The 19,887-nt window shown below is 71.8% G+C and carries 20 protein-coding genes; 6 read left to right on the top strand and 14 right to left on the bottom strand.

Annotated features, from left to right (window positions below; all coding sequences use genetic code 11):
* Positions 1-29: 29 nt before the first annotated feature.
* The gene (locus tag NLX83_RS31060; RefSeq protein ID WP_254238777.1) at positions 30-959 is read left to right on the top strand and encodes a 5'-3' exonuclease; all 930 of its coding nucleotides are present in this window, start codon (positions 30-32) and stop codon (positions 957-959) included.
* Between the two features lie 69 nt (positions 960-1,028).
* Here the strand turns inward: NLX83_RS31060 and NLX83_RS31055 are convergent, their stop codons facing one another.
* From NLX83_RS31055 to NLX83_RS31010, 10 genes are all read right to left on the bottom strand, one after another.
* The gene (locus NLX83_RS31055) at positions 1,029-2,243 is read right to left on the bottom strand and encodes a GNAT family N-acetyltransferase (RefSeq protein WP_254238776.1); all 1,215 of its coding nucleotides are present in this window, start codon (positions 2,241-2,243) and stop codon (positions 1,029-1,031) included.
* A gap of 72 nt (positions 2,244-2,315) precedes the next feature.
* Positions 2,316-3,053 (bottom strand): DUF4333 domain-containing protein, encoded by a 738-nt coding sequence (locus NLX83_RS31050; RefSeq protein ID WP_254238775.1) that lies wholly within the window; start codon positions 3,051-3,053, stop codon positions 2,316-2,318.
* Between the two features lie 186 nt (positions 3,054-3,239).
* Entirely contained in the window at positions 3,240-6,005 is a 2,766-nt protein-coding gene (locus NLX83_RS31045) for a DEAD/DEAH box helicase (protein ID WP_254238774.1), read from the bottom strand.
* Between the two features lie 65 nt (positions 6,006-6,070).
* On the bottom strand, positions 6,071-7,000 hold the full coding sequence (locus tag NLX83_RS31040; RefSeq protein ID WP_254238773.1) for a diacylglycerol kinase family protein: 930 nt from the start codon (positions 6,998-7,000) through the stop codon (positions 6,071-6,073).
* Entirely contained in the window at positions 6,997-7,971 is a 975-nt protein-coding gene (gene tatC, locus NLX83_RS31035) for a twin-arginine translocase subunit TatC (protein WP_254238772.1), read from the bottom strand. Before tatC ends, NLX83_RS31040 begins: the two co-directional genes overlap by 4 nt.
* 19 nt (positions 7,972-7,990) lie before the next feature.
* Entirely contained in the window at positions 7,991-8,287 is a 297-nt protein-coding gene (gene tatA / locus NLX83_RS31030) for a Sec-independent protein translocase subunit TatA (protein ID WP_254238771.1), read from the bottom strand.
* A gap of 21 nt (positions 8,288-8,308) precedes the next feature.
* Positions 8,309-8,548 carry a bacteriophage holin gene (locus NLX83_RS31025; RefSeq protein WP_254238770.1) on the bottom strand — a complete coding sequence of 80 codons (240 nt, stop codon included), beginning with the start codon at positions 8,546-8,548 and terminating at the stop codon, positions 8,309-8,311.
* 117 nt (positions 8,549-8,665) lie between these two features.
* Positions 8,666-9,640 (bottom strand): helix-turn-helix transcriptional regulator, encoded by a 975-nt coding sequence (locus NLX83_RS31020; RefSeq protein WP_254238769.1) that lies wholly within the window; start codon positions 9,638-9,640, stop codon positions 8,666-8,668.
* A 2-nt stretch (positions 9,641-9,642) separates the two neighbouring features.
* Entirely contained in the window at positions 9,643-10,617 is a 975-nt protein-coding gene (locus NLX83_RS31015; protein ID WP_254238768.1) for a helix-turn-helix transcriptional regulator, read from the bottom strand.
* A gap of 48 nt (positions 10,618-10,665) precedes the next feature.
* Positions 10,666-11,253 carry a DinB family protein gene (locus NLX83_RS31010; RefSeq protein ID WP_254238767.1) on the bottom strand — a complete coding sequence of 196 codons (588 nt, stop codon included), beginning with the start codon at positions 11,251-11,253 and terminating at the stop codon, positions 10,666-10,668.
* A gap of 48 nt (positions 11,254-11,301) precedes the next feature.
* Between NLX83_RS31010 and NLX83_RS31005 the strand changes: the two genes are divergently transcribed.
* A complete protein-coding gene (locus NLX83_RS31005; protein WP_254238766.1) occupies positions 11,302-11,730 on the top strand; it encodes a helix-turn-helix transcriptional regulator in 429 nt (142 codons plus the stop codon).
* A 60-nt stretch (positions 11,731-11,790) separates the two neighbouring features.
* Positions 11,791-12,540 (top strand): bestrophin-like domain, encoded by a 750-nt coding sequence (locus NLX83_RS31000; RefSeq protein WP_254238765.1) that lies wholly within the window; start codon positions 11,791-11,793, stop codon positions 12,538-12,540.
* 59 nt (positions 12,541-12,599) lie between these two features.
* Here the strand turns inward: NLX83_RS31000 and pafA are convergent, their stop codons facing one another.
* Positions 12,600-13,958, bottom strand: coding sequence for a Pup--protein ligase (pafA, locus tag NLX83_RS30995; RefSeq protein ID WP_254238764.1), 1,359 nt, complete (start codon positions 13,956-13,958; stop codon positions 12,600-12,602).
* A 139-nt stretch (positions 13,959-14,097) separates the two neighbouring features.
* On the opposite strand from pafA, the gene NLX83_RS30990 reads away from it, so the two are divergent.
* The 3 genes from NLX83_RS30990 to NLX83_RS30980 all read left to right on the top strand — a co-directional run bounded on the left by NLX83_RS30990 (position 14,098) and on the right by NLX83_RS30980 (position 17,754).
* Positions 14,098-15,597, top strand: coding sequence for a bifunctional phosphatase PAP2/diacylglycerol kinase family protein (locus tag NLX83_RS30990; protein ID WP_254238763.1), 1,500 nt, complete (start codon positions 14,098-14,100; stop codon positions 15,595-15,597).
* Positions 15,598-15,775: 178 nt separating this feature from the next.
* The gene (locus NLX83_RS30985; RefSeq protein ID WP_254238800.1) at positions 15,776-16,537 is read left to right on the top strand and encodes a tRNA-dependent cyclodipeptide synthase; all 762 of its coding nucleotides are present in this window, start codon (positions 15,776-15,778) and stop codon (positions 16,535-16,537) included.
* On the top strand, positions 16,534-17,754 hold the full coding sequence (locus tag NLX83_RS30980) for a cytochrome P450 (protein WP_254238762.1): 1,221 nt from the start codon (positions 16,534-16,536) through the stop codon (positions 17,752-17,754). The genes NLX83_RS30985 and NLX83_RS30980 overlap by 4 nt, the downstream gene beginning before the upstream one ends.
* 142 nt (positions 17,755-17,896) lie before the next feature.
* Here the strand turns inward: NLX83_RS30980 and prcA are convergent, their stop codons facing one another.
* The 3 genes from prcA to NLX83_RS30965 all read right to left on the bottom strand — a co-directional run bounded on the left by prcA (position 17,897) and on the right by NLX83_RS30965 (position 19,882).
* Positions 17,897-18,724, bottom strand: a complete 828-nt coding sequence (gene prcA, locus NLX83_RS30975; protein WP_254238761.1) for a proteasome subunit alpha — start codon at positions 18,722-18,724, stop codon at positions 17,897-17,899.
* A 50-nt stretch (positions 18,725-18,774) separates the two neighbouring features.
* Positions 18,775-19,626 carry a proteasome subunit beta gene (gene prcB / locus NLX83_RS30970; protein ID WP_254238760.1) on the bottom strand — a complete coding sequence of 284 codons (852 nt, stop codon included), beginning with the start codon at positions 19,624-19,626 and terminating at the stop codon, positions 18,775-18,777.
* 61 nt (positions 19,627-19,687) lie between these two features.
* Complete coding sequence (locus NLX83_RS30965) at positions 19,688-19,882, bottom strand: ubiquitin-like protein Pup (RefSeq protein ID WP_254238759.1); 195 nt, start codon at positions 19,880-19,882, stop codon at positions 19,688-19,690.
* Positions 19,883-19,887 lie beyond the last annotated feature (5 nt).

The raw sequence follows: 19,887 nt of genomic DNA, 5'->3' as shown, positions 1-19,887 counted from the left end.
TGTCGGGGTGCGGTGGCAGGCTGTGCCGCGTGACGAAGCTGGTACTGCTCGACTCCGCGAGCCTGTGGTTCCGTGCCTTCTACGCGCTGCCCGAGTCGATGACGGCGCCGGACGGCACCCCGGTCAACGCCGTGCGCGGCTTCGCCGACATGGTCGCCAAGATCATCACCGAGCGGCGCCCGTCCCGGCTGGTCGCCTGCCTGGACGCGGACTGGCGGCCCGCGTTCCGGGTGGAGGCGCTGCCCTCCTACAAGGCGCACCGCGTCGCCGAACCGGACATCAACGCCGAGGAGGTGCCGGACACCCTCACCCCGCAGGTCCCGGTGATCCTGGAGCTGCTGGACGCGCTCGGCATCGCCACCGCGGAGGCGGCGGGCTACGAGGCCGACGACGTGATCGGCGCGCTGGCCACGGCCGAGGACCGCGACCCGGTGGAGGTGGTGACCGGCGACCGCGACCTGTTCCAGCTCGTGCGCGAGGAGCCGACCGCGGTGCGCGTGATGTACACCGGCAAGGGCATCGCGAAGGCGGAGTTCTTCGGCCCGGTGGAGCTCGCCGAGCGCTACAGCCTGCCGGTGGACCGGGCGGGCCCCGCGTACGCGGACATGGCGGCGCTGCGCGGCGATCCCTCCGACGGCCTGCCCGGCGTCGCGGGGATCGGCGAGAAGACGGCGGCGGGCCTGATCACCGCAGTCGGCTCGGTGGAGGACCTGCTCGCCGCGCTCGACGATCCGGCCGACACCCGCATCCCGGCGCGCTCGCGCGGCAAGCTGGAGGCGGCCCGCGACTACCTCACCGTGGCCCCGAAGGTGGTCCGCGTGGCCGTTGACGCCCCGGTCAGCCTGGACCGCGACGACGTGCTGCCGAACGCCCCCGTCGACCTCGACCGCGTGCGCGCGCTCCAGGAGCAGTGGGGCCTCAGCCGCTCGGTGGACCGCATCGTCGCCGCCCTGTCCTAGCCCTGGATGGACAGGATCGACCTGCGGCCAACGAGCTGACCCGTTGATCACCGCGGCGTTCGTGGACCGTCAGAAGAACGTCCCCGAGTTCGGCGAGCGGTCGGCGGCGAAGAGGCGGTCGGCCCGGGTGAGAGCGGACGGCTCGTGCACGGTGAGCCGACCCGTCGCGGCCAGCGCGGAGGCGGACACATCGCCCAGGTAGAGCATGGCCAGCGAGTCGACCGGCAGCTCCAGGTCCGCGGAAGCGTCCGAGCGCTCCACCCCGTCCGGCCCGACTCGGTAGCGCCCGGAGTTCTCCGGCAGGAGGCGGTCGTGCACCTCGACCACGACCGGCTCGGCCGCACCGTACGTGCGCGCGGCGAGCGCGGCGCGCACGTCGACCAGCCGCAGCCAGGTCTCGTCGCCCAGCTCGACCGTCCGGCAGTCTCCCCGGTTCGGCAGGATCAGCTCGACGTGCTCGTCCAGCGGCCGCCCCCACGCCCGCACCCAGCGGACCAGGTCGGCGGCGAGCAGGAAGCGCCACAGGCCGAGCACCACCCCGAGGGACGCGCCGTGCATGTCGTGCACGTCGAGGCGGCGGTCCCGCTCATCCGGCGAGATGTTCACCATCGTGGGCTCGTAGAGCGCGTACCCGTCGTCCCCGTCCGGTCCACTGTGGACGGCCGCGACGAGGTGGTCCTTCAGCGCGATCCTGCGCTCCAGCTGCATCCGCCACCACCCGCGCGGACGGCTCATCATGCCGGGGCGGTGCAGCCCGATCCGCTCGTAGATCCTCGGCAGCTCCGCCGCCAGCTCATCGGTCTCCAGCAACCGGATCTCGCCGTCACCGGGCAGCGGGGGCACCGCGCGGCCCCTGGTCGTGCCCACCTCCACGGTGCGACCCCGGCAGGCGACGCCGTAGCCGAACCGGCCGTAGATCACCGGCTCGGTCGCGTGCAGCGACGCCAGCGGCTCTCCCAGCTCACGCACCTGCCGCAGCTGCGCGCGCATCAGCTCGGTCAGCACGCCGCGGCGGGTGTGGTCGGCGCGCACGCCCACCCGGCTCACCGCGGCGAGCGGGAGCACCGCGCCGCCGGGCACGGCCATGGACGAGGCGAAGGACTGGGCGGTGCCCACGATCCGGCCCTCGCGGAAGGCGCCGAAGCAGCGCTGCGCGGGGTAGCCGTCACCGCTGTACTCCCACGATTCGTCGGTGGCTGGGCCGACGTGCAGGCTGCCGAGGAACACGCTCTGCGCGGCGCGCTTCTCGTCCTCCTCCAGCACCCGGATCAGGTAGTCGCTCACGCGGTGATCCTCTCCGGAAAAGGCGAACGGGGCGACCGGATAACCGATCGCCCCGCGCTGGCTGTCCGAGCGCTACTTCGGGTAGCCGACCTCGTAGCGGCCCTCAGCGGTCTTCACCGTGATCGGGATGACCTTGTCCTTGCCGTCGATCTTGGCCTTGCACTCGAAGGCGGCGTTGACCGCGACCTTCTGGCCCGCCGGGCAGCTCACCGACTCGGTCTTGGTCTGGCCGTACCGCTCGGTGAGCATCTTCTTCACGTCGTTCTGCATCGCCGTGTTGTCGAAGACCTTGCTCACGAAGAAGCCCGGGGTGACGAACCCGGTGACGCCGACCGCGGCCAGCACCACGATCGCGACCACGCCGATGATCAGCGGCGTCTTGGACTTCTTCTTCTCCGGCTGCGGCGCGCCGTAGGGGTTCTGGCCGAACTGCCCCGGCTGACCGGGCTGGCCGAACTGACCGGGCTGCTGTCCGGGCTGCGGCTGACCGGGGTACTGGCCGGGCTGGGGCTGACCGGGCTGCTGGCCGAACTGACCCGGCTGCCCCGGCTGCTGCGGGTAGCCGGGCGGCGGGTAGCCACCGGGCTGCTGCGGCTGGCCGGGCTGGCCCGGGAACTGGCCGGGCTGGGGCTGGCCGGGCTGCTGGCCGAACTGGCCCTGGTTCGGGTCGTACGGGGGCTGCTGGCCGGGCTGCTGGGGGAAACCGCCGGACGGGGTGCCCTGCTGGCCGTACCCCCCGCCGTAGGGCTGCTGACCCCACTGCTGCTGGTTGGGGTCGTTCCCTCCGGGCGGGCCGTAGGGGCTGGTCATTCTCTGTTCGCCTCCGGAATCGAGGTCGCGCCATGGACGACTTCGCGCGCCCGGCACAGCTGGTCGGACTGGCCTCTAGTCGGCTGAGCGTCGCTTCGCGCGATCCAACCACAGCTCCGCCGTCATTTCGCAGCGGACCGACGAATTGGGTCTGTATTGCCGTTCACCACGGTATCCGTGTCCCGCTCACAGCGTGCCCATCGCCACCACGCCCCTGCGCAGGGAGAGGGCCGCCTTGGCCGCGGTGGCGCCGACCGGATCGGCCCGGCCGACCACGTCCCGCACCTGGTCGAGCAGGTCGATCACCTGGCGGCACCAGCGGACGAAGTCACCGGCGGAGAGCTCCTGGCCGTTGGCCTCCGCCGCGGTGAGCACCTTCTCCAGCGACTCCCCCCTGGCCCAGCGGAAGATCGGCCAGGCGAAGCCGATGTCGGGTTCCCTGGTGCGGTTGTGCAACCGGAACCGGCCCTCGTCGTCCTCCAGTTCGGCCCACAGCCGCACGGTCGCGGCCAGCGCCTCGGTGACCGGTCCCGCCGGGACGCGGGGAGCGCCCAGCGGGTCCCGCCGCGCCTCGAAGACCAGCGCGGAGATGACCGCGGCCAGCTCCGGCGCGTCCAGGCCGCGCCACACCCCGTGCCGCAGGCACTCCGCCGCGAGCAGGTCCGACTCGCTGTAGAGCCGGGTCAGCCTGCGGCCGTGCTCGGTGACCTGCTCGTGCTCGCCGTCGCCGTCGAGGTAGCCGCGCTCCCGCAGCAGCGCCCTGATCCGGTCGAAGGCGCGGGCCAGGGAGTGCGTGGTCCCGGCGACCTTGCGTTCCAACTGCTCGGTCTCCGCAGTCAACCGCTGGTGCCGTTCGCCCCAGCGGGCGTGCTCCTCGCGCTTGTCGCAGCCGTGGCAGGGGTGCGCGCGCAGGGCCCGGCGCAGCGCCGACAGCTCGCCGTCCTCGTCCAGCCCGGACCGCTTGCGCCCCGGCCGCGTCGGCACGCTGATCCCGCTGGCGCGCAGGGTGGAGGCGAGATCGCGGCGCGACTTGGGCGAGCGCACGTCGACCTGCTTCGGCAGCCGCACCTGGCCCAGCGCCTCCACCGGCGCGGGGAAGTCGGCCGCGGAGAGCCGACCGGCCCAGCGGTCCTCGTTGACCACCAGCGGCCGGGTCTCCCCGCGCTGGTCCAGCCCGGGGTCGATGACGATGGCCAGCCCGCTGCGCCGCCCGGTCGGCACGGCGATCACATCGCCCTTGCGCAGCCGCTCCAGCGAGGTCTCCACCTCCGCGCGCTTGGCCGAGCTGTTCTGCTTGGCCAGCGCCTTCTCCCTGGTGGAGATCTGCTTGCGCAGCCCCGCGTACTCGACGAAGTCACCGAGGTGGCACCGCATCGACTCGGCGTAGCCGTCCAGCGCCTCGCGGTTGCGCTCGATCTTGCGGGCCACGCCCACCACCGAGCGGTCGGCCTGGAACTGCGCGAAGGACTGCTCCAGCATCTCCCGGGACTGCACCACGCCCAGGCGCTGCACCAGGTTCACGGCCATGTTGTAGGCGGGCCGGAACGACGAGCGCAGCGGGTAGGTGCGGGTGGAGGCGAGGCCGCCGACCTGCTTCGGGTCGATGCCCGGCTGCCACACCACGACCGCGTGGCCCTCGATGTCGATGCCCCGCCGCCCGGCGCGCCCGGTGAGCTGGGTGTACTCCCCCGGCGTCAGGTCCACGTGGGCCTCGCCGTTGTACTTGACCAGCTTCTCCAGCACCACCGTGCGGGCGGGCATGTTGATGCCCAGCGCCAGCGTCTCGGTGGCGAAGACCGCCTTGCACAGGCCGCGGACGAAGAGCTCCTCGACGGTCTCCTTGAACGCGGGCAGCAGCCCGGCGTGGTGCGCGGCCACGCCGCGCTCCAGCGCCTCCCGCCACTCCCAGAAGCCGAGCACCGTCAGGTCGCCCTCGGGCAGCTCGGCCGTCTTCTCCTTGATGATCTCGCGGATCTGCTCGACCTCGGACTCCACCGTCAGCCGCACCCCGGCGCGCAGGCACTGGCGGACCGACTCGTCGCAGCCCGCGCGGCTGAAGATGAACAGGATCGCGGGCAGCAGCCCGGCACCGTCCAGCCGCTCAACCACGTCGGGCCGCGACGGCGGGCGGTAGCGCTGCCCGCGCCCGCCCCCGCCCCCGCGGGGCCCCCTGGCTCGGGAGAACGGGGTGTAGTGCCGGTCCAGCTCGCCGACCTGCCGAGCCAGCTCGGGGTTGATCCGGGTGTCACCGGAGTTGGCCGCGTCCTCCGCCGCGAACAGGTCGTACATGCGGTTGCCGACCAGCATGTGCTGCCACAGCGGTACCGGGCGGACCTCGTCGACGACGATGGCGGTGTCCCCGCGCACGGTCTTGAGCCACTCGCCGAACTCCTCGGCGTTGCTCACCGTCGCCGACAGGCTGACCAGCCGCACGTGGTCGGGCAGGCTGAGGATGACCTCCTCCCAGACCGCGCCGCGGAAGCGGTCGGCCAGGTAGTGCACCTCGTCCATCACCACGTAGCCCAGGTTGTCCACAGTGGACGAACCGGAGTAGAGCATGTTGCGCAGCACCTCGGTGGTCATCACCACCACGGGCGCGCCGCCGTTGACGGAGGTGTCCCCGGTCAGCAGGCCGACGTTGTCCGCGCCGTAGCGGGCGACCAGGTCGGCGTGCTTCTGGTTGGACAGCGCCTTGATCGGCGTGGTGTAGAAGCACTTGCGGCCCTCACCGAGCGCCATGTGCACGGCGAACTCGCCGACGACCGTCTTCCCGGCGCCGGTGGGCGCGCAGACCAGGACGCCGTGCCCCTCTTCGAGCGCCTCGCAGGAGGAGCGCTGGAACGGGTCGAGCTCGAAGGAGACCAGCTGTTCGAAGTCGGTGAGCCGGGGGAACCTGGCGCGTCGCTTCGCCGCTGTGTAGGCCTCTGACGGGGAAGAACCACTTGCTGACACCCGTCCAGGTTGTCACACACCCCCGACAGGACCGCGTCCGCTGCCGCAGCGCGCCGCAATCTTGATCATTCCGGCACCAGGACCCGCAGCGCGCCCGGCACGGAGGTCACCGCCAGCGGCAGCTCCGCCTGGCGCTCCCCGTCCGCGTAGGCCACCCAGTCGTTGTCCCCGCCCAGCCGCACCGACCGCGCCCGCAGCGTCCGCACCTCGGGCAACTCCACGTGCCTGCCGGACCGCAGCCTCGGCAGCATCTTCACCATCAACGCTCTGGGCGCCGCGGTGACCACGGTCAGGTCGAAGAGCCCGTCACCGGCGTCCGCATCCGGACAGACCGGGATTCCGCCGCCGTAGCAAGCAGTGTTGCCGACCGCGACGAGCGTGGCGTCCAGCTCCAGGCGCTCGTGCTCGGTCTCCACGACCAGCGGCCGGGCGCGCAGGTGCGCCAGCTCGGCCAGGATCGCCAGGTCGTAGCGCTTCGGCCCGCGCGGCCAGCGCATCCGGTTGGCGCGCTCGTTGACCGCGGAGTCGAAGCCCGCGCACAGCACCGTGGCGAACCACGCGCCGCCCTCGACCCGGCCCAGGTCGAGCCGCCCCCACGAGCCCCTGGTCAGCGCCGCGGCGAAGGCGTCGGCCGCCGCGAGCGAGGTCTTCGGCCAGCCCAGCGCCGTCGCGAGGTCGTTGCCCGTGCCCGCCGGGATCACCGCGAACGCGGTCGCGGACTCCGCGCACGCCTGCAAACCCGCGTGCGCCGCGCCGTCCCCGCCGAGCATCGCCAGCACGTCCACACCGGACTCCACCGCGCGGTGGGCCAGCTCGATCGCGTGCTCCCCGCTGCTCGCCACGGACTGCACGAGCTCCCCGGCCGCGGGCCTGATCCGGGCGACGACGCTGCCCGCCACCCGCGCCGCGGCACCGGCTCCGGAGGCAGGACTGACGACCAGAGAGACTTTGAGCCCGTCCCTGTGCCGAATGGGTTCGCTCGTAAACTCGCTCACGTCGCGTCGTCGTAGCGGTTTCGCGGCGGCTCGACCGAAGCCACCGGCTCCGGCGTCGCCTGTTCAGGAGCACTGGGGCCGAGGTCCAGCGGCGCGGCCTCGTCGGGCGAGATGTTCGCCCACTTCGAGGTCTCGTCCCGCTTCGCCTTGCGCTTGTCGTGCACCCGGCACAGCTGCAACGCGAACTCGAAGAGGATGGTCAGCGCGAGCGCCAGCACCACCATGCCGACCGGGTCGGTGCCCGGCGTGGCCACGGCCGCGAAGACGAACAGGCCGAAGATGATGCCGCGGCGCCACTTCTTCAGCTTCTCGTAGGTGACCGCGCCGATCCGGTTGAGCATCACGATGATCAGCGGCATCTCGAAGCTCACGCCGAACACGATCAGCATGGTCAGCACGAAGCTGATGTAGGACGAACCGGTCAGCGCCGTCACGAAGAAGTCACCGGAGAAGCTGACCAGCACCGACAAGCCCGCCGGGATCACCAGGTAGGCCAGCGCCGTGCCCAGGACGAACAGGAAGCTCGCGGAGAAGACGAAGATCCGCGCGAACTTGCGCTCACGCGCGTAGAGACCCGGGGTGATGAACGCCCACAACTGGTACAGCCACACCGGGCTGACCAGTGCCGCGCCCGCGCCGAGACCGACCTTGAGCTGGATCATGAACGCCTCGAACGGCTGCTGCTGGATCAGCACGCACTTGTCGTTCGGGAACCGCTGCGCCGCCGGGATCGCGCAGTAGGGCTCCCGCAGCAACGACTCCAGCGTGGGCATGCCGCCGATCCTGGTGGTGAACCAGATCCAGCCGATGATGCCGCCGACGGTCAGCGCGAAGGAGATGACCGCCACCCGGTGCCGCAGCTCGTAGAGGTGCTCCAGGAGCGTCATGGTGCCGTCCGGGTTGTGCTTCCGGCTCCACGGCTTGCGCTTGCGGCCGCTCGGGATCAGGCGGCGGAGCGGGTTGCTCGCCACCGTGTCGCCCCGACCTCTCTCAGCGGGTGTCGGTGCGCGGCTGCTGCTGCTCCAGCGGCGGCGCCACCTGCGGGGCGGGCTGCTGCTGGACCGGCTGGGCCGGCGGCAGCGGCGCGGGCTGCTGCTGGTAGGCCTGCTGCTGCGGCTGGGCGGTCTCCTCGGCCTGACCGTCCTTGTTCATGGCCTTGGTCTCGGCCTTGAAGATGCGCATCGACTGCCCGATGGATCGCGCCATCGTCGGCAGCTTGGCAGCGCCGAAGAGCAGCACCACCACGAGCGCGATGATGATGATCTCGAAGCCTCCGAGATTGGGCACGGTGTCCTCCTCGTCTCTCCGCTAGATGGTACGTGCGGAAGAGTCGTCGCTGTCGGTGCTCTTGGTGGACCTGCGTTCCGCGATGGCCACCTTCAGGGCGGCGGACCGGGCGCGGAGCAGGCCCGCGCGGTCGTCGACGTGCCTGCCCGCGGCCGCGTACGCCGCGCCGAAACGGCTCAGCGAACGGAAGACCTTGACCGCGACGACCACCAGGACCACGAGTCCCGCGACGACCAGCAGCAGGCTCAGCAGGTACGGCACTGGCACACCGTAACCGCCCGGGGCCCCGGTGAGAACACCGGTCCTACCCGGTTGGCCCAACGTTCGTCCCAGGTTGTCCGGCCTGCCGGAATCCCAGTCCTGATCTTCACAAGCACCTCACACGCGGGCCTCCGCGGCGGCGGCCCGGCGCAGCGCGGTGGCCGCCCGGTCGGCCACCAGCCGGGCCAGCGAGGCGGGCTCCTCCACCCGCACCCGCCCGCCCTGGCCGAGCAGCAGCCGCACCATCCACGACTCGTCGCCGTAGCGCATGACGACCCGCATCCGCCCGTCCGGCAGGTCCGCGGCGTCCTCGACGGGGTAGTACTCGGCGATCCACCGCGCGTCCGGGTCCAGCAGCAGCACCGCCGTCCCCTGTCCCTCCCTGGCGCGGAAGACGCCCTCGGAGAGGTCGGTGGGCCGGGCGTGCGGCGGCGGGGCGGTGCGCTCGTCCAGCGCGGTCACCTCGTCGACGCGGTCCAGCCGGAACAGCCGGACCCCCTCGGCCCGGCGGCACCACGCCTCCAGGTAGCTGCGCCCGTCCACCAGCAGCAGCCGCATCGGGTCGACCACGCGCTCGGTGATCTCGTCCCGGGAGACGGTGTAGTAGCGGATGCGGATCGCCACGCCCCGGTGCAGCGCCTCCTGGATCGGCTCGCGCATCTCCGCGGTGGCCTGGGCCTCCCGCCCGGCGAGGCCGACCGCGACCCCGGCGGGCTTGGCGTTGCCGACCGCGGACTCGACCTTGGCCAGCGCCCGCTGCACCGCGTCGGTGTCCGCGACGCCCGGGGTCTCGCCGACCGCGCGCAGGGCCACCAGCAGCGCCGTCGCCTCCTCCGCGGTCAGCCGCAGCGGCCTGCGCATGCCCGCGTCGAAGGCGACGGTGATGGTCTCGCCCTCGAAGGAGATGTCGATCAGGTCGCCCGGTCCGTAGCCCGGCAGCCCGCACATCCACAGCAGCTCCAGGTCGCGGCGCAGCTGCTTCTCGGTGACGCCGAAGTCCTCGGCGGCGTCGACGACCGGGATGCCCGGCCTGGCCAGCAGGTACGGCACCAGCGCGAGCAGCCTGGGCAGCCGGTTCTGCGCCGAATCCATGATCAGTGCACTCCCTCGGCGAAGCCCGACATCAGCATCCGGACGTGCGCGCGCAGCGAGTCCGGCTCCAGCACCACCACGTCCGGCCCGTACCCGGCGATCCAGCTGGCCGCCGAGTCCGGGTAGATCAGGTCGATCTCCACGACCTCGCCGGGCTCGCCGTCCAGCTCCAGCGCCTCGATCGGCTTGGCCCGCCTGCGCAGCCCCTGGGCGCGGCCCGAGGCCACCCACAGCCGCGCGGTCGCCGAGGCGGGCGGCTGGTCGTTCTGCTTGGCCACCATGCCCAGCAGGTCCACCTCGGGCGGGCGGTGCACCACGCCGTCCTTGCCGCTCGCGCGGACCGTGCCGACGATCCGGGAGAGCCGGAAGCAGCGCGGCGCGTCCCGCACGCGGTCGTGGCCGACCAGGTACCACCGGCCGCGCCAGGACACCACGCCCCAGGGCTCCACCGTGCGGCGCGCCGGTCGCGGCGAGGACTGCTTGCGGTAGTCGAACTCCACCACCCGCCCCCGGTTCACCGCGGTGAGCAGCGGCGCGAACGCGGGCTCGGAGGTGCGGACCTTGGGTTCCACCACGGCCGGGGTGTCCGGGTCCACGTCCACCCCGGCCGCGCGCAGCTTGATCAGCGCGCCGTGCGCGGCGCCGGTCAGGTCCGGGGAGTCCCACAGCCGCACCGCGAGCGCCACCGCGGCCGCCTCGTCCGGCTCCAGGTCGATCTCGCCCAGCTCGTAGTCGCGGCGCGCGATCCGGTAGCCGTCAACGGAGTCGAACACGGAGTTGCGCCCGGTCTCCAGCGGGATGCCCAGGTCGCGCAGCTCGGCCTTGTCCCGCTCGAACATCCGGAAGAACGCGTCGTCGCTGGGCGCGTCGGTGTAACCGGGGACGATCCCCCTGATCCGTTCCGCGGTGAGGTACTGGCGCGTGGCCAGCAGGCACAGCACCAGGTTCACCAGGCGTTCGGCACGTACGGTCGGCACCCCGCGAACCTTAGCCCCTCATCACCCAGCGTGTGTCGAACACCTGTGCTAACGATCTCCACCCCAGGTCCGGCCCCCGTCACTGGCCCGGTAGAGGTCGCGCAGCGTGGCCACCTCGGCCCCGTGGTGGATCACCTCGCGGTTGATGTGCAGCACGAGCGCGGCGAAGGGCTGGTCTCCGTAGGGGCCCTCCTTCTCACCGATCTCCCTGGCCAGCGCCTCCTCGTCGAGCGCGGCCACGCCCGCCGACCACGCCCGGTAGCCCTCCTCGACGTAGGAGATCGCGGCCGCCGCGCTCCCCGGCCAGGCGATCGCGCCGATGTCGAAGGAGCCGTCGCCGAAGTGGTTGGACGCCCGCATGCCGAGCACCACGCTGCCGATGTGCGCCAGCCGCCACGCGATCGTGGTGAACGGCGGCGGCTCCGGCGCGGGGAAGGCCCACTCGCAGGCCATCCGCCCGTCCGGCCCGGGGCGCACCGACCAGCAGCCGGGGACGGGCTCCCAGAAGTACTCCTCGTCGGTCAGCCCCGCCAGCCGCGGCCGGAACATCTCCGTCCAGTACCAGTCGAGCTGTTCACCGAGTTGGTTGTGCCAGGGTTGGTTGTGCCAGGTCGCTTGCCCTGAAGTCGCTGCCATGAGCTGAGCGTATGGTCGATTCCCGACAGGGCTGTGACGGGAATAGCGATGACCTACGAACAGGTGCACCTGGGCGCGCCGCTGGTGGAACGCCAGCACCGGCTCATCGAGGAACTGCGCGCGAGCGCCGCGCGCCGCCTCTCCGGCGAGACGCTGGCCCGCCGCCTCGGCGTCAGCGTGCGCACCGTCGAACGCGATGTCGCGCGCCTGGTCGAGGCGGGCGTGCCCATCCGCGTCCGCCGTGGCCCGCGCGGCGGCTACGCCTTCGACGGCCGCAACACCGTCGACCCCGTCGCCCTGACCCCGGGCGAGATCGCCGCCCTCGTCGCCGCCGTGGTCGCGGTGGGCCCGTACTCCTCCGCCACCGCCCGCTCCGCCCTGGACAAACTCCTCGCCGCGTTGAGCCCGAACGAGGGACAAACGAGGGACATCAGCCGCAGACCCAGGCGCGGAAGTCGCACTCGTTCGAGTGAGTGATCGTGCTCTGGCGAGTGGACCGGCGCCGGGCCGCGCGGGGTTCAGGGCACGCTGCCCGCCATGTGGTTCATGATCACCATCGTCGGTGCCGGACTCGGCGCGGTCTTCTTACTGCTACTCGCCGTCCGGTTCGTGCCCGCGCTGTGGGAGGGCGACCTGCCGCCCGCCGCGAACGCGCTCAACCAGCTCATCCGGACGCTGTTCTCCTTCGTGCTCGCGCTGTCCATCGTCTCGGCGTGGACGAGCCTGAACTCGGCGCGGGACAACGCCGTCGACGAGGCGGTCGCGCTGCACGGGGTCTACTTCGCCGCGCACGGCATGCCCGAACCCGCGCACAGCAGGATCCAGGACCTGACCGAGGACTACACGAAGAGCGTCATCGCCGTCGACTGGCCGCTGATGGCCCAGGGCCGGATCGGCGACGAGACCTTCGACAAGCTGATCGCCCTGCGCGATGAGATCCAGCGGCTGGAACCGGCCAACGCGAAGGAGGCCGCGCTGCAGAAGGAGGCGACCGACCGGGCTCGGGAGGTCTCCGAGGCGCGGCGGAAGCGATCGGCGAAGCTCAGCGACGAGATCCCGGTCTTCCTCTGGATCGGCCTGATCCTCTGCGGCGCGCTGGTGGTGCTGATCCCGGTCCTGGAGTACCGGAAGGTCACCGGCGGAGCGGTCGCGATGGTCTTCCTGCTCGGCGCGGTCGTGACGGCGCCGCTGGTGCTGGTCTCGGAGCTGAACCACCCGTACTCGGGGATCAGCGTGGCCCCCGACTCGTTCGTCCTGCAGCTCGAACGCTTCGCCAGGATCAGCTGACCCCCGCACGCGGGTAGGGCCGCCGCGACCACGCGACGGCCCTACCCGGCGAACACCGGTCAGAGTGAGGAGATCAGGCGTTCGACGCGTTCGTCGACCGCGCGGAACGGGTCCTTGCAGAGCACGGTGCGCTGGGCCTGGTCGTTGAGCTTGAGGTGGACCCAGTCGACGGTGAAGTCGCGGCCCGCCTCCTGCGCGGCGGCGATGAAGTCCCCGCGCAGCTTGGCCCTGGTCGTCTGCGGCGGGGTGTCCTTGGCCGCCTCGATCTCGCTGTCGTCGGTCACCCGCAGCACCTGGTCCTTGCGCTGCAGCAGGTCAAAGATGCCGCGGCCGCGCCGGATGTCGTGGTAGGCCAGGTCCAGCTGCGCGACGCGGGGGCTGGAGAGCTCCATGTCGTGCTTGGCCCGGTACCGCTCGATCAGCCGGTGCTTGATCGCCCAGTCGATCTCCCGGTCGATCAGCGTCAGGTCCTGCCGCTCGACCGCGTCCAGCGTGCGGCCCCACAGCTCGATCACCCGGTCGGCGACCGGGTCGGCCTGCCGCTGGGCGACGTGCTCGACCGCCTTGGAGTAGTACTCCCGCTGGATGTCCAGCGCCGAGGCCTCGCGCCCGCCCGCCAGCCGGACCAGCCGGGTGCCGGTCAGGTCGTGGCTGATCTCGCGGATGGCCCGTATCGGGTTGTCCAGGGTGAAGTCCTTGAACTGCACCCCCGCCTCGATCATCTCCAGCACGAGGTTGGCGCTGCCCACCTTGAGCAGCGTGGTCACCTCGGACATGTTCGAGTCGCCGACGATCACGTGCAGCCGCCGGTAGCGCTCGGCGTCGGCGTGCGGCTCGTCGCGGGTGTTGATGATCGGGCGCGAGCGCGTGGTGGCGCTGGAGACGCCCTCCCAGATGTGCTCGGCCCGCTGCGACAGGCAGTAGACCGCGCCGCGCGGGGTCTGCAGGACCTTGCCCGCGCCGCAGATCAGCTGCCGCGTCACCAGGAACGGCAGGAGCACGTCCGCGATCCTGGAGAACTCCCCGGCCCGCGCGACGAGGTAGTTCTCGTGGCAGCCGTAGGAGTTGCCGGCGGAGTCGGTGTTGTTCTTGAACAGGAAGATGTCGCCGCCGATGCCCTCGTCGGCCAGCCGACGCTCGGCGTCGATGAGCAGATCCTCCAGGATCCGCTCCCCCGCCTTGTCGTGGGTGACCAGCTGGGCCAGGTCGTCGCACTCGGCCGTGGCGTACTCCGGATGCGAGCCCACATCCAGGTAGAGCCGGGAACCGTTGCGCAGGAACACGTTGGACGACCTGCCCCAGGACACCACACGACGGAAGAGGTAGCGCGCCACCTCATCCGGCGAGAGCCTGCGCTGCCCGTGGAAGGTGCAGGTCACCCCGAACTCAGTCTCGATGCCGAAGATCCGCCGCTGCATATGTCCACAGTAGGGGGTCTTCGGGCGATCACCTGTGCGCCGATCGGGGAGAGAAGATCCGCGTGTCCCAAACGTCACCGCCACGGCATACAACCGGGGCCGCTGTGCACGCACACGTGACATTGCATAGCGTCGTGGCGTGATCGAGAAGCTGCACGCGGCCACCGAGGCCGTCATCGAGCTCGACCAGGCGCTGGTCCGGCGCAGTGCGAGACTGCCGCGCAGCAAGGCCGACCGCGCGCTCAAATCGCTGTCCAGGGCCGCCAACCACGGCGTGCTGTGGTTCGCCGTCGCGGGCCTGCTCGCCGTCCGCAAGGGGCCGACCCGGCGAGCCGCCGCGCGGGGTGTCGCGGCGATCGCGGGCACCAGCCCCACCGTCAACCTGGCGATGAAGCTGCTGCTGCCGCGCAGGCGCCCGGCCGCCGAGCTGATGCCCCCGCGCCGCAGGCTCTCCAGCCCGCCGACGTCCTCCTCCTTCCCCTCCGGCCACGCCGCCTCCGCCGCCGCGTTCACCACGGCCGTGGCCATGGAGTCGCCGCTGACCGGCGCGGTGATCGCGCCGCTGGCCGCCGCGGTCGCCTACTCCCGGGTGCACACCGGCGTGCACTGGGGCAGCGACGTGGTCGCGGGCGCCGCGGTCGGCACCGGCATCGCGCTGGCCACGCGGCGGTGGTGGCCGGTGCACCCGGACGAGCCCGCCGAGGTCCGCCAGGACGTCGAGGCCGCGGCGCTGGACGAGGGCCAGGGCATGCTGGTGCTGGTCAACCCGAACTCCGGGATCGACGGCGAGGACCCCTCGGAGCAGATCCGCAGCGTGTGGCCGAACGCGCGGATCGTGAACCCGAAAAAGGGGATGGACCTGATCGAGCAGATCGACAAGGAGATCTCCGACTCCACCTACGAGGTCAAGGCGCTCGGCGTGGCGGGCGGGGACGGGTCGGTCGCGGCGATGGCCTCGGTCGCCGCGCGCAAGAAGCTGCCGCTCGCGGTCATCCCGGCGGGCACGCTGAACCACTTCGCCCGCGACATCGGGGTCGAGGGCATCCTCGACGTCGACGACGCGGTGCGCGAGGGCCACGCGGTCGGCGTCGACCTGGCCACGGTGAAGGTCGACGGGCAGCCCAAGCGCTGGTTCATCAACACCGCCAGCCTCGGCGGCTACCCGGACATGGTGTCGCTGCGGGAGAAGTGGCAGGGCAAGTGGGGCAAGTGGCCCGCGGCGGCCGTCGCGCTGGTCCGCGTGCTGCACCAGGCCCAGCCGCTGGAGGTGCGGGTCAACGGCAAGCGGCACAGGGTGTGGCTGCTCTTCGTCGGCAACGGGCCCTACCGGCCGAGGGGGTTCGCGCCGACCCGCAGGCCGCGGCTGGACGACGGGCTGCTGGACATCCGCTACGTCCGCGCCGACATCAAGTGGTCGCGGATGCGGTTCGTGGCCTCCGCGCTGACCGGGACCCTGCACCGCAGCCGCACCTACGTCCAGCAGGAGCGGCCGAACCTCGTGGTGGAGGTGCTCGGCCCGCCCGTGGCCATCGCCACCGACGGGGAGGTCGGGCCGGAGGGCAACCGGTTCCGCTTCGCCGCGCACGAGGCGGCCCTGCACGCCTACCGCGAGGAGCACGGCCGGAACAACCTCACCTGATCCCGGGATGCGGTGACGACCGGTGAACCCGGCCGCGCCGCAGCACCCCCCGTTCAGTGGATTGCGGCCGGGCGTTCACGTGTTCGCAGGGTGATGTTCGGTGGCGACGAGGGAAATGCCGTCACGCGCACGGGCAATACCGAAGCCGGGATCGCCGCTCTACGTTGGGCGAGTGGCGATGAATCCCGGAGTTGTTTCCCGTTGTTCCGATCCGATTGTCCGTCCCTACACGGAGCGGTGCGCCGACCTGCTCAGCACCGGCGAGCACGCGTTGCTGGGAATCAGCTCGTTCAACAGCTACTACACCGACGAACGGGTGGAGCAGCTGCTGAGTTGGGCGTTCTGCGAGTTCTCCCGTGTCAACGTGCTGCTGCCCGGCGCCGAGGCCAGCTGGATCCCCAGCATGCGCGGCGCCAACCCGGGCCGGGCCAGGAAAAGGGCCAGGCAGGAGGTGGCCAGGGTGCGCAGGCGGGTGCAGCGCACGCTCGCCGACCTCGGCGTCGACGACCCCGACGCGGTGACGTTCACCTGGACCGAGATGGCCGACAACGCCCACTACGACCGGATTCTGGAGCAGGCGTGGGCCGGCTACCAGGACAACGAGGAATTCCGCGCCGCGTGCGAGTCGATCTCCACGCGTGTTCTCCAGACGAATTTCGGTGAGGCCAACCCGGACCCGTGGACCCGGGAGTCCTTGATCGGTTACCTGCTCGCCGAACTGCCGTTCCTGGTGGACACCCCGCACATTCTGGGCGTGCCGAACTCCGTTTTCTGCTACCACCGGGAGAGCCCGATGGTGGAGCTGCTCTCGCGCAGCTCGTTCTCCCCCAGGATCAGCCCGGACCAGGGCCACGTCGTGGTCTCGATCGAGGCCGAGCCGATCGTGCCCGCCCCCCGCGCGGCGGCCGACTCGGTGCGGGAGGGGTTCGCGGTGCGATGACCGCCGCACCGGCCACCCCGGCCCAACCGGCGTGGCCGAGGGTGGACTACCCCTTCGCCAGGGACCCGCGCGGCGGGCCGCCGCCGATCTTCGACGACCTGCGCGAGCGGTGGCCGGTGTGCCCGATGCGGATGCCGGACGGGGAGCGGGTGTGGCTGGTCACCCGCTACCGCGATGTGGCGACCGTGCTCTCCGACAACCGCTTCTCCCGGGCCCTGACCTGCGCCGGTGACGCGAAGGTGCTGCGCGTCGGGGTGTTCGGCGACCCGGCGAACATGTTCAACATGGACCCGCCCGACCACACCAGGCTGCGCCGCATCCTCGCCCCCGTCTTCGCCCCGGGGGCGGTGCGCGGCCTGCGGCCGTTCGTGGCGCGGGCGGCGGGCGCGCTGATCGAGCACCTCGCGCAGCTGACGCCGCCGGTGGACCTGATGACGCAGCTGGCGATCCCGCTGCCCACCTCGGTCAACTGCGATCTGTTCGGCATCGCCGAGAAGGACTGGGCCGAGGCGGCGATGCTCGCCTCCGGTTTCAACGCCACCACCACGGCCGCCGCCGACCTGCGGCGGCAGTACCGGCGGTTGCGCGCGCTGCTGGAGCGGCTGGTGGCCGAACAGCGCGCGCGGCCCGGGATCGGCGTGCTGTCGATGATGATCGCCGCCCGGGACGAGGAGGACCGGCTCAGCGACGACGAGCTGCTGGCCACCGCCGCGGTGCTGCTGGTCGGGGGCACCGAGACGGTGTCGTCGGTGGTCGGGCTCGGCGTGCAGGCGCTGCTCAGCCACCCCGAGCAGCTGGCGGCCTGCGTGGCCAACCCCGGGCTGTGGAAGACCGCGGTCGAGGAGATCATGCGCTACCGCCCCGGCTTCGACCTCAGCGCGCTGCGCGTGGCCCGCGAGCCGGTGGAGCTGTCCGGCACGGTGATCCCCCGGGGAGCCTCGGTGTGCGCCCCGGTGCTCGCCGCCGCCTACGACCCCTCGGTGTTCCCGGACCCGCACCGCTTCGACATCCACCGGGACAACGCGTCGCCGATCCACTTCGGGCACGGGCCGCACTACTGCATCGGCGCGGGGCTGTCCCGGCTCGAACTGGAAGTGACGTTCTCGACGCTCTTCGAGCGCCTGCCCGGGCTGCGCCTGGCCACCACCCCGGAGCAGATCCCGTTCCAGCGCGGCTCCGCGCATATGCGACCGACCCGCCTGATGGTCGCGTGGTGACGAGGTCTTCAAGTCCCCCCGACCCCGCCCCGGCACATCGCAAACCGCCCCCAACCTCGGCGTGGTCGCCGGGGTTGGGGGCGGTTTGAGACCGTGGCAGCGGGGGTTGGGGGTACTTGAAGACCGTCCTACCGCGGCTGGGTCAGGACTTGGCGTCGTCGCCGCTGGGCTTGGTGTCGTCGCTTTCGGGCTTCTTGTCGTCGGGCTTCGCCTTGGGCTTCTTCTCCTTGGCGGGGGCGGGGAACAGGGCCTCCAGGTCCGCGCCGACGATGCGGCGGAAGGCGCGCTGCGGCCGGGTGCGGTCCAGGATCGCGACCTCCAGCTTGCCGCCGGAGCCGCCACCGCCCTTGGCCGCGGGCGCGGCGGGCGCCGCCTGCTTGGCGTTGGCCGGGGTGCTGGGCGTGCCCGCGGCCAGCGCCGCGGCGGCGACCTGGACCGCGTCGGCCAGCTCCATGTTCTCCCGGTAGGACTCCTTGAGCGCGGTGCTGATCACCTCGGCGTGCCCGCCCATGACCACGAACTGCGGCTCGTCGAAGATCGAACCGTCGTAGGTGAGCCGGTAGAGCTGGTCCTCCGCGGCCGAGGCGCCGACCTCGGCGAGGCAGATCTCCACCTCGAACGGCTTGACCTGCTCGGTGAAGATCGAGCCGAGGCTCTGCGCGAACACGTTGGCCAGCGCGCGGGCGTTGACGTCGCGCGGGTGGTAGGAGTAGCCGCGCACGTCCACCCAGCGGATGCCCGCGGTGCGCAGGTTCTCGAACTCGCTGTAGCGGCCGACGGCGGCGAAGCCGATCCGGTCGTAGATCTCGGAGACCTTGTGCAGCGTGGTGGACATGTTCTCGGCGACGAAGAGCACTCCGCCGGCGTAGCTGAGCACGACGACGCTGCGGCCCTTGGCGATGCCCTTGCGGGCCAGCTCCGAGCGGTCCCGCATCACCTGCTCGGCTGAGGCGTACAACGGCATGGTCATGGCGAGCTCCAGGCGTGAAGAGAACGGTCAGGGCCAGGGGTGGTCGGGGCTCAGCCGCCGGGGCGTTCGTGGCGCCCGCGCACCACTGCCTCCGCGACCTCGGCGACCTCGTCCGCGCCGAGCCGTACCGAACCGTTCGCGTCGACGGTCGCGATCACCGGGAAGATCCGCCTGGTCAGGTCGGGCCCGCTGGTGGCGGAGTCGTCGTCGGCGGCGTCGTAGAGCGCCTCGACCGCGGTGCGCACGGCCGTGTCCCGGTCCGCGGTCACCTCGTGCCGCTTCTTCAGCGCGCCCTTGGCGAACACCGAGCCCGAGCCGACCGCGTGGTAGCCGCCGTGCTCGTCGTAGCGCCCGCCGGTGACGTCGTAGGAGACGATCCGACCCACCTGGGCGTCCACGTCGTAGCCGACGAACAGCGGCAGCACCGCCAGTCCGGCCATGGCCGCCTCCAGGTTGCCGCGCAACATGGTGGCCAGCTTGTTCGCCTTGCCGTCCAGGGACAGCGGGACGCCTTCGAGCTTCTCGTAGTGCCGCAGCTCGACGGTGAACAGCCGGACCATCTCCACCGCGAGGCCCGCGGCGCCCGCGATGCCCACGGCCGAGTACTCGTCGGTGAGGAAGACCTTCTCCATGTCGCGCTGGGCGATCACGTTGCCCATGGTGGCCCTGCGGTCGCCCGCGATGAGCACGCCGCCCTCGTAGACCAGCGCCACGATCGTGGTGCCGTGCGGCGCGTGCGCCCCCGGCCCGCCGTGGAGATCACCACCGGGGGCGTGCCTCCGCCCCGGTAGCAGTTCGGGCGCGGCGGCCTGCAGGAACTCGCTGAACGACGACACGCCCGGGGTGAAGAAGGCGGACGGCAGGGCTGCGCCCGGGTAGGACCGGGCCGAGGGGTTGTCCATCGGCTGTCTCTCCATGGGTTGTTCGGCGGGACGGGAGGCGTCGGGCGTGCGCCCGGTGCGGCTACTCGCCGCCCTTCTGCACGTAGGCCCGGACGAAGTCCTCGGCGTTCTCCTCGAGGACGTCGTCGATCTCGTCGAGGATCGAGTCGACGTCCTCGCCCATCTTCTCCCGGCGTTCCTGTCCGGCCGCCGCGGCGTCGTCCGACTCGTCGTCGCCGTCGCCGCCGCCCTGACGCTGCTTCTGCTCCTGTGCCATCTCGC

The organism is Allokutzneria sp. A3M-2-11 16 (assembly GCF_024213555.1).
Taxonomy (GTDB): domain Bacteria; phylum Actinomycetota; class Actinomycetes; order Mycobacteriales; family Pseudonocardiaceae; genus Allokutzneria.
The sequence above is the reverse complement of the archived record's forward strand: the minus strand, read 5'-3'. Positions and strand labels throughout refer to the sequence as shown.

What these genes read in the sequence shown, in the direction of transcription:
- NLX83_RS31050 (WP_254238775.1), bottom strand. Translation starts at nt 3,053, where the DNA reads ATGACCAGCCCCTACGGCCCGCCCGGAGGGAACGACCCCAACCAGCAG.
- NLX83_RS31020 (WP_254238769.1), bottom strand. Translation starts at nt 9,640, where the DNA reads ATGGATTCGGCGCAGAACCGGCTGCCCAGGCTGCTCGCGCTGGTGCCG.
- NLX83_RS31010 (WP_254238767.1), bottom strand. Translation starts at nt 11,253, where the DNA reads ATGGCAGCGACTTCAGGGCAAGCGACCTGGCACAACCAACCCTGGCAC.
- NLX83_RS31005 (WP_254238766.1), top strand. Translation starts at nt 11,302, where the DNA reads ATGACCTACGAACAGGTGCACCTGGGCGCGCCGCTGGTGGAACGCCAG.
- NLX83_RS31000 (WP_254238765.1), top strand. Translation starts at nt 11,791, where the DNA reads ATGTGGTTCATGATCACCATCGTCGGTGCCGGACTCGGCGCGGTCTTC.
- pafA (WP_254238764.1), bottom strand. Translation starts at nt 13,958, where the DNA reads ATGCAGCGGCGGATCTTCGGCATCGAGACTGAGTTCGGGGTGACCTGC.
- NLX83_RS30985 (WP_254238800.1), top strand. Translation starts at nt 15,776, where the DNA reads ATGAATCCCGGAGTTGTTTCCCGTTGTTCCGATCCGATTGTCCGTCCC.
- NLX83_RS30980 (WP_254238762.1), top strand. Translation starts at nt 16,534, where the DNA reads ATGACCGCCGCACCGGCCACCCCGGCCCAACCGGCGTGGCCGAGGGTG.
- prcA (WP_254238761.1), bottom strand. Translation starts at nt 18,724, where the DNA reads ATGACCATGCCGTTGTACGCCTCAGCCGAGCAGGTGATGCGGGACCGC.
- prcB (WP_254238760.1), bottom strand. Translation starts at nt 19,626, where the DNA reads ATGGACAACCCCTCGGCCCGGTCCTACCCGGGCGCAGCCCTGCCGTCC.
- NLX83_RS30965 (WP_254238759.1), bottom strand. Translation starts at nt 19,882, where the DNA reads ATGGCACAGGAGCAGAAGCAGCGTCAGGGCGGCGGCGACGGCGACGAC.